The 10,153-nt window shown below is 46.3% G+C and carries 9 protein-coding genes; 6 read left to right on the forward strand and 3 right to left on the reverse strand.

Annotation, left to right across the window (positions count from 1 at the left end; all coding sequences use genetic code 11):
* Positions 1-192: 192 nt before the first annotated feature.
* Positions 193-453 (forward strand): hypothetical protein, encoded by a 261-nt coding sequence (locus ACP5N5_RS03535; protein WP_012608353.1) that lies wholly within the window; start codon positions 193-195, stop codon positions 451-453.
* 10 nt (positions 454-463) lie between these two features.
* Here ACP5N5_RS03535 and mcm read toward each other — a convergent pair whose 3' ends face one another.
* Positions 464-2,566 carry a minichromosome maintenance protein MCM gene (gene mcm, locus ACP5N5_RS03540; RefSeq protein ID WP_428133004.1) on the reverse strand — a complete coding sequence of 701 codons (2,103 nt, stop codon included), beginning with the start codon at positions 2,564-2,566 and terminating at the stop codon, positions 464-466.
* A complete protein-coding gene (locus tag ACP5N5_RS03545; RefSeq protein ID WP_420804886.1) occupies positions 2,559-3,161 on the reverse strand; it encodes a GINS complex subunit Sld5 in 603 nt (200 codons plus the stop codon). The genes mcm and ACP5N5_RS03545 overlap by 8 nt, the downstream gene beginning before the upstream one ends.
* Positions 3,162-3,231: 70 nt before the next feature.
* Between ACP5N5_RS03545 and ACP5N5_RS03550 the strand changes: the two genes are divergently transcribed.
* Positions 3,232-4,221: a replication factor C small subunit gene (locus ACP5N5_RS03550; RefSeq protein WP_420804880.1), complete on the forward strand. Its 990-nt coding sequence runs from the start codon at positions 3,232-3,234 to the stop codon at positions 4,219-4,221.
* 3 nt (positions 4,222-4,224) lie between these two features.
* The gene (locus ACP5N5_RS03555; RefSeq protein ID WP_428133009.1) at positions 4,225-5,505 is read left to right on the forward strand and encodes a replication factor C large subunit; all 1,281 of its coding nucleotides are present in this window, start codon (positions 4,225-4,227) and stop codon (positions 5,503-5,505) included.
* Positions 5,506-5,507: 2 nt separating this feature from the next.
* On the opposite strand, the gene thiI is transcribed toward ACP5N5_RS03555, so the two are convergent.
* The gene (gene thiI, locus ACP5N5_RS03560; RefSeq protein WP_012608358.1) at positions 5,508-6,956 is read right to left on the reverse strand and encodes a tRNA uracil 4-sulfurtransferase ThiI; all 1,449 of its coding nucleotides are present in this window, start codon (positions 6,954-6,956) and stop codon (positions 5,508-5,510) included.
* Positions 6,957-7,312: 356 nt separating this feature from the next.
* Between thiI and ACP5N5_RS03565 the strand changes: the two genes are divergently transcribed.
* The 3 genes from ACP5N5_RS03565 (at position 7,313) to ACP5N5_RS03575 (ending at position 9,665) form a co-directional block, all read left to right on the forward strand.
* Complete coding sequence (locus ACP5N5_RS03565) at positions 7,313-8,080, forward strand: DUF432 domain-containing protein (protein ID WP_237697094.1); 768 nt, start codon at positions 7,313-7,315, stop codon at positions 8,078-8,080.
* A gap of 1 nt (position 8,081) precedes the next feature.
* Entirely contained in the window at positions 8,082-8,936 is an 855-nt protein-coding gene (locus ACP5N5_RS03570; protein WP_428133012.1) for a mechanosensitive ion channel family protein, read from the forward strand.
* 75 nt (positions 8,937-9,011) lie between these two features.
* A complete protein-coding gene (locus ACP5N5_RS03575; RefSeq protein ID WP_428133014.1) occupies positions 9,012-9,665 on the forward strand; it encodes a hypothetical protein in 654 nt (217 codons plus the stop codon).
* Positions 9,666-10,153 lie beyond the last annotated feature (488 nt).

Genomic DNA, 10,153 nt, shown 5'->3' on the forward strand with positions numbered 1-10,153 from the left:
AACCCACAGGGATAAGCAGATCCCTATGGGCGAGGCGGAAGCCCCTAGAGGCGAGCGTAAACAACCCTAAAATACATAGAATAACCCTCTAGGGACAAACGGCAAACGAGAGAGGCGTCTAAGGCAGATTTTAAAACCTCCTCGACCTCTTAATACTTAGAGGATGTTGTTTAAGAGATAAAGGTGATTAATGTGAGCAGTGAGCTGGTTTATGTGGTTAAGGTCGGTGATAAAGAGGTAGTCATAGATGAGAAAACGCTTGAAGTACTACAGGAATACGTGAAAACTCCCATGGGTCTCGAGGAGCTGGCTGAGAAACTGGGATTGGAGAGCTGGGAGGAAGCATACGAGTTCATAAAGGCTGTACCAGCCTGGATACTCTGGACACCTGTATCGCTATGGCGGCATAGGAAGAAGTGGATACAGGGGAAAATACAGGGTCAACAAGCTTAGTGAGCTAATGCTATGCTTTAGCTACATAACCGCTTTCAGGCTCGTATAGCTCGCCACGTCTAAGCATCTCCCTTATCTCCTCTTTCGCGAATTCTTTTTCGAAGCCTTTCTCGCTGGCTTTAGCGACTAGTTCGCTTATACTTATCTTCCCTACATCCTCGAGGAGCCTGAACACGAACTCCCTGAACCTCCTCTTCTTTTCTCTTTTAGATGCTGATACACCTGATTCTATGACATCTATATCTATACGTCCGCTTTCAACATCTATACCTATCTTGCTCAGCATAACAAGCATGAGCCTTATGGCTTCCTCGGCGTCTTCAACTGTAGCCCTATTCTTTAGCGAGAGACGCGCATGTGCTTCTGTAAGCCTTATTATTGCTTCAAGCTGCCTCGGCGTTATAGCTATCGCGGTTGGCTGGCTTGGATCGCTTGAAATAGATGACTGCCTCATGCTAACGTAGAACTCCTCTATTAACCTAGCTGCCTCAGGCGTGAGCTGTGGACGCACATATCTCCTAGCATAACTGATATACTTCTTGAGCAACGTGAGATCTATTAGTGACCGCGTCTTATCTGCTTCACTATGTACCCCGAGTATATGGCGTGCAAGCCTTTTATCCTGTCCAGTGTTTGGTACATCCCTGATAGTGAATATGAGGTCAAACCTCGAGAGTATTGTGGGCGGTAAATCTATGTTCTTGCTTACAGGCTTCGTGGGATCGTATCTTCCATCCTTAGGGTTCCCGGCCGCCAGGACAGAGGATCTGGCGTTAAGCCTTGCAACTATTCCAGCCTTCGCGATGCTAACCGTCTGCTGCTCGAGGGCTTCATGTATGGCGCTTCTATCCTCCTCCCTCATCTTATCTATCTCATCGATGCAGGCTACACCGCCATCTGCTATTACTAGCGCGCCAGCCTCTAAATAGTATTCTCCTGTCATCTTATCCCGTAGGACGGTGGCTGTTAATCCTGCGGCTGTTGAGCCCTTACCACTCGTGTATAATCCCCTGGGAGCTAGTCTCGAGGTGAATTGAAGTAGCTGTGATTTAGCAGTACCTGGATCCCCAACAAGTAAGACATGTATATCCCCTCTGATCCTTGTACCGTCCTGGAGTATCTTTTGCACACCACCTAAGAGTAAGAGGGCTATGGCCTCCTTGATATCCCAGTATCCGTAGATACCTGGCGCAATGCTCGCGATAATTTTCTCCCTTATCCACGGGTCCTTAGCAAGCTCCCTTATCATTTTCTCGTCTTCATCTGTTATCTCTATTTCCTCAAGGACCTTCTCCTGGACCTCAATATTGTTTGCATCTATGTAGAAGGAGAATAAGACCCTAGGACTGTGCCTCTCTAGAGAGGAGATAGGTGCAACCCTTAGTATCCCGATAACGATTACTCTATCGCCAGGCCTGGCGACGTCGACTATGTCGCCTGTGAGTATAACCTCAATACTCCTAGGTATCTGACCCCCTGGGACCTCCTCTGGTTTCTCCTGGACAACTATTTTCTGCCAGTCTATAAAAGTACTCTTCTCCGGGAGTAGCTCGAATCTACCTGGCTTACCACATCTAGGGCAGTACGCTGGTTTCTCTAACCTCTCGCCTATCTCGCCTTCATCAGGGTATATGAATTCATGTATACCTGTCTCAGGATCTCTATGCCTATACGTCGCTTTCACTATTTTAGCATCTATCTTTGTCACTCGTGTAACTATCCCCTCTATCGCGATGAGCTTGCCGATGTAATCACTCGATATATCTCTTATCCTATGCGTCTCAGGCGGGTTTCTAAACCTCGGGTAGAACTTCACTATTTTTCTAGCGTACTCCGGGTTCTCTTTCTCGACAACTAGTTTCACTGCCTCACTGAACCTTTCAATGGCTTCATCAGGTTTATCAAGCACCATGCTTGCTAGGGCTCTATCATACTCTATCAGATCCATGAAGTCCACTGTCAGGCTCTTCTGCCCTGTCACAATCATCTGGCCTATTCTCTCCATGTATTTACGTAGGCCCTCCTTAGAGCGGTATGTTTCCAGGAACTTCTTGAATGCCTCGGTGAGCTCGGCTCCCTTCAGGCTTACCTGTACATCAGCCTCGCTATCCAATTGTTTCAACCCCTATGAACCTCCTATAGTATATATCTAGAATAGTCTTCAATGCGTTGAAGAGTATCTTCTCCTCCTCACTCAGGTTCTCCACGATATCGGCTGGATAGCCAGGTGTCATGGTAAGGTTGACTATCTTCCTGGTTCTAAACCGTGTAAGAGAGAGCATTGAGTCGTTTATAATCCTCACGAGCTCGCTTACTTCTTGTAGTCGCTTTATATCTGGTGACCTCCCATACTCCTCAACATTCTTTACAAGTGTATCCTTCATCCTGTGGTAGAAATAGCCCCTGAGTTTCTCAAACCTTAATTGATTCCTATACCTATCCTCGTTGAAGACTAATTGCGATAACATATCCCTGCTGATATCATCGTCGACTATTTTAGCCTGATTCTTCGCGGCGAGCTTTCTTGCAATCCACCTTGGTACAACTTGTTCAGAGCCCTTTGTAAGCTCTATAAATCCATCATCTATGAAAACATTGAGATCCTGTGCTGTAACAAGTATTTTAACTGGCTCCTCCTCATACTCCCTTGCGATAAAATCACTTGTAAGGATGCCTATTAATTCAAGTAAACCATTCAAAGCATCCACCATTTAGTTATAATACCCTGAAATCCCTTTAATATCCTAGCCGCATTATACCTAATAATGAAGCCTTTAGGTGTCTAGTTTGAGTGAGGAAGTAGAATTATTGTGGGCTGAGAAATATCGTCCTAGAACACTCGACGAGGTAGTGAATCAGAAGGAAGTAGTTGTCAGGCTGAAGAAGTTCGTTGAGGAGAAGAACATACCCCACATGCTCTTCGCTGGACCTCCTGGCACAGGTAAGACCACCATAGCTCATTGCCTAGCCCATGATCTCTACGGCGACGACTATAGGAAGTATATGCTGGAGTTAAACGCGTCGGATGAGAGGAAGATAGAGGTTATAAGAGGCAAGGTTAAGGAGTTCGCAAGGACTAGAGTCGTCGGTGATGTACCATTTAAAATAGTGCTTCTCGACGAAGCCGATAACATGACGGCTGATGCTCAGCAAGCCCTGAGGAGGCTCATGGAGCTGTATAGTGCTACAACAAGGTTTATTCTGACGGCAAACTACCCAAGCAAGATCATAGAGCCTATTCAAAGTAGAACAGCCATCTTCAGGTTTTCACCGCTAAGCAGGGAGGATGTTGTAGGGAGGTTGAAATATATATGCAACGCTGAGAAGATAGAATGCGCTGAGAAAGCGCTTGAAACAATATATGAGCTATCAGAGGGTGATATGAGGCGGGCCATAAACATCCTGCAGACAGCGGCCGCCTTAGGCGAGGTAGTCGAGGAAGCCGTCTACAAGGTACTAGGGATGGCGCATCCCAGGGAAGTCAGAGAGATGATAAATACAGCACTAGCAGGCAACTTCACGGAAGCCAGGAATAAGTTAAGAACCTTGATGATCGAATACGGGCTCAGCGGCCTCGACATTGTGAAGCAGATACATAGAGAGATATTCAGTCAGGATGTTAAAATACCGGATGAGATAAGGGTGTTAATAGCTGATCTAGCTGGTGAAATTCAGTTCAGGCTTGTCGAGGGAGCCGATGACGAGATACAGTTGAACGCGTTTCTAGCCAGGCTAGCTTTAATAGGTAAGAAATTCAAGACGGGGTAGCCCTTGAGCCAGGAGAGAGTACCGTGGATAATAAAATATAGGCCCAAGACCCTTGACGAGGTAGTAAATCAGGATGAAGCCAAGTCAAAGCTACTGGAATGGCTCAGCTCATGGGAGAAGGGGAAGCCTAGTAAGAAGGCAGCATTACTTCATGGTCCTCCAGGCTGCGGCAAGACAAGCCTTGTAGAGGCCCTAGCCAGGAGTAAGGGCTACCAGTTACTGGAGATGAATGCCAGTGACGCAAGGCGGAAGGAGGATATCGAGAGAATAGTTAAATTAGCAAGTCGCTCGGGAGCATTAACCGGGTCTAGGAAGATAATACTGCTTGATGAAGTCGATGGGATGGATGTTAGGGCGGATGCCGGTGGCGTAGAAGCCCTGGTGGAGGTAATCAAGGTTTCTGCTAACCCGATAATAATGACGGCTAATAACCCGTATTCACAGATGCTACGCCCCCTTAGAGAGCTCTCAGAGATGATAGCCTTCAAGAGACTTACTCCAAGAGACGTTGTAACAGTGTTGAAGAGGATATGTGGTGCTGAGAAACTGGTATGCGAGGATCAAGCCCTCGATGAGATAGCTAAGAGGAGTGAGGGCGACTTAAGAAGCGCTATAAATGATTTAGAAGCTATGGCTGGAGCCAGTGAAAGAATCACTCTTGGGCTAGTGAAATCATTCTCAACATACAGGGATAGAACCTATGCACCGTACGAGGCATTACAGAAACTCTTCAACTCCAAGTATATATTCCAGGCTAGGGAAGCCCCAACCTCAACTGATTTAACCCCCGACGAGTTCATGGTATGGATTAACGAGCATATACCAACATACTATGAGGACCTAGAGGAGATCGCGAGAGCCTATGATGCATTAAGCAAGGCTGACGTATACATGGGAAGGATAATTAAAACCAATAACTGGGATCTATTAACCTACGCATTAGACATGATGGGACCTGGTGTTGCATTCGCGAGGAAGACATATAGGTATAGGTGGAAGCCCTTCAAGCAACCCGAGAGAATCAAGCTGATGAGCGAGACAAAGAAGTCCAGGGAGATCCGGGAAGCCCTAGCCGAGCAATTAGCCAGCCACATACTTGCCAGTAAGGCTGTAGTGAAGAGTGATGTAATACCGTTTCTAAGGGTGATTTTCAGGAGCAATCCAAGATATGCTGCTAAACTTGCCGAGAGCTATAGACTACCCAGTGAAGTTGTGGAGTGGCTGGCTGGCCCCCGAGCCAAGGATGTGTTGAACTATATTAAGAAGCGCAGGGTTGGCAAATAGGATCACCGCGTCTTTTCCAAGCCAGCCCTATATCTTGCTAAGCCCCCGCGTAGGCTATACGCCTTAAACCCCTTACCGCGGAGTTCCCTCGCTAAGAGTAAGCTGATCCCCCCTGTTGTACAATAAAGTACTACCGGCTTATCTCTGGGTAGATTGTTGAAGTCAACCATGCTTAGATGAATTGCTCCCGGTAACGCATCCCTCTTATACTCCTCATAACTCCTGACATCTATGATTATTGAATCGCCTGGTATCGAATCTATTTCCTCACTATAGCCTGGTACAGCCTCCTCAGGACTTGCAGAGAATACATCTACCACCCTGTACTCTCCCGCCATCCTCTCCACAAGCCTCACGTCCAGCCTCTCAATTAATGATTTAAGCTTCTCACTGGAAATCCTGGTAACCACGTGTGTTGGAGCTATTGCACACGTCTCGGCAACCCTGGAAGAGTAGTCGTATAGCCCGATCCTTCTCGAATACTCTATGATCTCCTCTTTATCAAAGCCTATTAGAGGCCTCAATATAATGCTCCTCGGTGAAACAGCACTCTCTACCGCAACCAGGTTGGCAAGCGTCTGGCTGGATGCCTGTGAAAGGGCCTCACCGGTTACGATGGTGTTGTATCCTAGCTCCGTAGCTATCTTGTCGGCAACCATGTACATTAATGCCCTGAGAACCACCTGCCTATAACTCCACTCTATTCTCTCCTCTATCTCGGCTATAAGAGGTGTAAAATCGACTGTTATAAACCTCGGGTTATAGCTGCTGAGCCACTCCTCGGATAACTTCCTTGCCACGCTGAATGCCTGGCGAGAGACCTCGCTGGAGCCCATTACATAGTGTAGGAAGTCGACCTCCACCCCCCTCTTAGCAATCATCCACGCTGCTACAGGAGAGTCAAAGCCACCCGAAAACAAGACTAGTGCTCTCCCACTTGATCCGAGTGGAAGACCTCCGGGACCCATAGCGACATTGCTGTATAAGTATGCCTTATTACCCCTGACCTCAACCTCTACCTCTATATCCGGGTTCTCCAGGTCCACGCCCTTCGAATACGGTTTCAGTAATGCTCCCACCTCCCTGGCTACGTCGAGGGATGTGAATCCGTGTCTTCCACTCCTCTTCACCCTCACAGCAAACTTCCTATCCCTTACATGCTCTATCGTCCTAGACGCTATCTCCTTGGCTAGCTCACCAAGATCCCTGAATTCCAGCACCTGGACCTCCGATACTCTATGGACCCCGAATACCCTGCTCAACTCCTGTAGAGCCTCGACCTGTGTCTCAACAAGTATCTTGGCATCAATTACCTTGGCTACTTGCAGAGTGATGTTTCTCCGGGCAAGCCTCCTCCTTATATTATCGATGAGCCTGTAGTAGAGCCTCGACCTGGTCTTCTTGGATTTCAAAGGTATTTCTCCAGCTACTGTAATAAGGTATGTCGGCAATTCTTCTCAACCCTTCCCATGCCACTATTCCGATAATGTTTCATAGGGGGTTTAGTCCTGATATGGGTTGGTGCTGATTGATGCCGTTCCCCCATTTCTTTTCCCCTGAATCCCTTCTCGGGCCTGCATCCGGCTTGGGAATGTTCAAAGCGACCCTAGGGCATCATGCATCTAGGGCTCCTTGGGAGGGCTGTAAGCCCTTCACCATGTATCCACACTATGTTATCCACCATTTCCTATTCCTAGTTTATAAATCTTGGCACGAAATGAGAAACCACACCAACTCTTATAAACCAAATGTGAAAACTAAAAAGCAATCGAAGACTTAATATTTAGCTTTCTAGATTTTAGTGTCAGTGCACGGGATTCGCCGAGACTACGGGGCTCTCGGAATGTATGGTATTGGGGTAAGTGGTAGGATCAATATTGGGGATAACATTATAGAATATGATGGAGCTAGGAGCAGGTATCGTAGGATGAGCAGGGACGGTTCCATAACTGTATCGTTGGACTTGCAGGGAGAGCATAGTATCGTCGCGGAACCTATTCACTCCCTCTACATACCGGGCTTCAACACAAAGTATATGCTCGTGGAGCTGGTTGATAGAATAGTTGTCCCTCCCAATTCCTCGGTAGGCTTCTTCATCAAGATCCCGGTGGATCTAGGCGTATTCATGGTTGGAAGAGACTTCTATAAGCTGATAGATGTTGCCCCGTTGCTCAATTATTATAAGTACACACTATATGGTCCCCTTGCATCGCTCGAGGAGGTAAGCGGGATCTTATGCAGGCACTGGAGAAGCATGAGTTACAATGGGAAAACAAGCGTTGAACCCGGGGAATGCCTAGTTGAGGCTGAGGTAGTAAACGAATTAGGGGATTCAATCACAGTCTCCAAGATACTTGTGGATGCATCCTATATGCCCCTCTACTATGAAATAAATACCTTCAACTGCTACGCTGGTAAGATAAGGATGGTTGTAAAGAGCAGGGGTATCGGGGAAATAATGTATCCCAGGATCCAGCCGCCCCAGGGTTACTTGAAGGCTGATGTTCCAGCTGAACTAAGGCCCCCGCCTATCCCTATAATAGCTTGGAAAACAGAGATGATATGGGGTTTATGAGATGATTAATTTCTCATGGATACTGGAAACAGTAATCAATGCCTTCACATCTCTAGGATTGAGTAGAGACCTGGCCTTAAGGGTGTTCATCGCACTGATTATATTAGCGGTTGGCTACGTAGTGATCAAGATCATTACAAGGATTACATCAAGGATTCTCCTAAAGCTATACCCAAGGCAGATAACCATTATTGTGCTGAGGATCATATATTACTCACTCCTATTCATACTCATAGTATTGTTTCTCACCTCGCTTGGCATAGACGTATCAGGGTTGATGCTGGCAGGCGGATTCGCTGGTCTAGTGGTTGGTGTTGCCCTTCAGCCAGTGTTAGCCAACGTGTTCGCTGGGTTATATATTATGGCTGAAAAAGTTGTTCAGCCAGGTAATGCTGTGGAGGTGGGCAATGTGAGCGGGGAGGTGATCTCCCTTTCAATAATGTTTACACGGATAATGACCTGGGATGGCATAATTGTCACTGTTCCTAATAACTTATTGCTTTCCTCAATGTTGAAGAACTACAGTAAGACCATGGCTAGGCGTATTGAGATCACGGTGCCAATAGCGTATGGTGAAGATATCGAGAAAGCATACAAGGTAATAAGGGAAGTCATCGACAAATATCCCTATACACTAGTTGAGCCTTCCCCGGACATATTTGTTTCATCGGCAGGCGATAACGGATTACTAGTGACTATAAGGGCTTGGGTGCCAAGGCAGTATTATTATCAGGCTGTGAAGGACCTGCCCTGGCTAATAGTGAAAGCCGTGTCAAACGCTGGCATAGAGATACCGTTCCCCCAGCTCTCAATATGGTTTAAGACACCCCTGAATCTAGGACCAACCAGTAAGTAGCCCAGTGGCTTAAAACCCGATGCCTCTAGATGACTAAGTGGAGTCAGCATTATTGATAAGGCTGGTGTTCACTATATGACAATGCTTCACCAGGTTCAGGAACATATAAAGGAAGATTTGTATGCAACCGGTTTCACTACTCTAAATTACGTACTCGAATACTTTGAATTAGAGTTGGTGGCAAGTATACGTGATAAATCATTAAGTGATGTATTATCGCTTCTCAACGACCTGGGAAACAAGTATAATTCCATACTCGCTTCTAAACTACTTGTAGAGGGGGAAGTCCGGTGTGTAATCGTCTACCGGGAGCCATATTTAAATATCCAGTGTAGTAAACCGCAGCCTGGACTCGACTCTAAAGTGATCGAGGCCGATATATACATGTTATCCCCGACCCCCTCAATTAAGGATATTTATCCTGCAACAGTGATGAATACACCACTGAAATGCATTAATCAACTATATCTTGCCTCGCTATTCTTTAGCAAGGAGCATGCAGTAAAGGGGCTTGAATGCATTGGCCAAGCTGTTAAGGACATAGAGAAGAAGCTACTTGAAAAACAGGCCTTCATAAACAAGAAAAACGAGAAAATCTCCAAATTAATACTGGATAAATTATCAAAGACATTGAAAGACCTAGGCATTAAAATAGAAGCTGAGGACTGGGTTAAAGTACTATGGCTAGCGAACGAGTTGGTAATGCTATATAGTGAGACAAAGGCGTAGTACTCCTAGTTATTCCTCTAGCTATGGCCATGGTTCTACAGCTTATAGCGTCTTTAACTATTATTTCGTTTTCACATTGGTTTATGGTTGTTGATATTGATCTTCTACGACTACTACGTATACTTTTCTTCTCATGTAAATATACTTTGCCAGATCTTCTAGAGTTCTTGTTGGCACTTAAAGGAGATTACCCTGAACATTCCCAAGCCGGATGCAGGCCCGAGAAGGGATTCAGGGGAAAAGAAATGGGGGAACGGCATCAACCAGCACCAACCCATATCAGGACTAAACCCCCTAGTTAGGGGTGGGGTTCGGGTCTGGTGATTACCTGTGATTACCTGTAGATATTCCTGGTTATCTGCTTCATCCCTTATGTCTGATTCCCCCGCTCCATCTGGCATCGCCCTTCACAGAGGGGGAATACCCCGTATACCCACCCAGAGAATACCGGGAGAAAAGTAAAAGGTAATAGTCATCGAGGAAAGCGA

It is taken from the genome of Desulfurococcus sp. (genome assembly GCF_049970475.1).
Classification (GTDB): domain Archaea; phylum Thermoproteota; class Thermoprotei_A; order Sulfolobales; family Desulfurococcaceae; genus Desulfurococcus; species Desulfurococcus amylolyticus.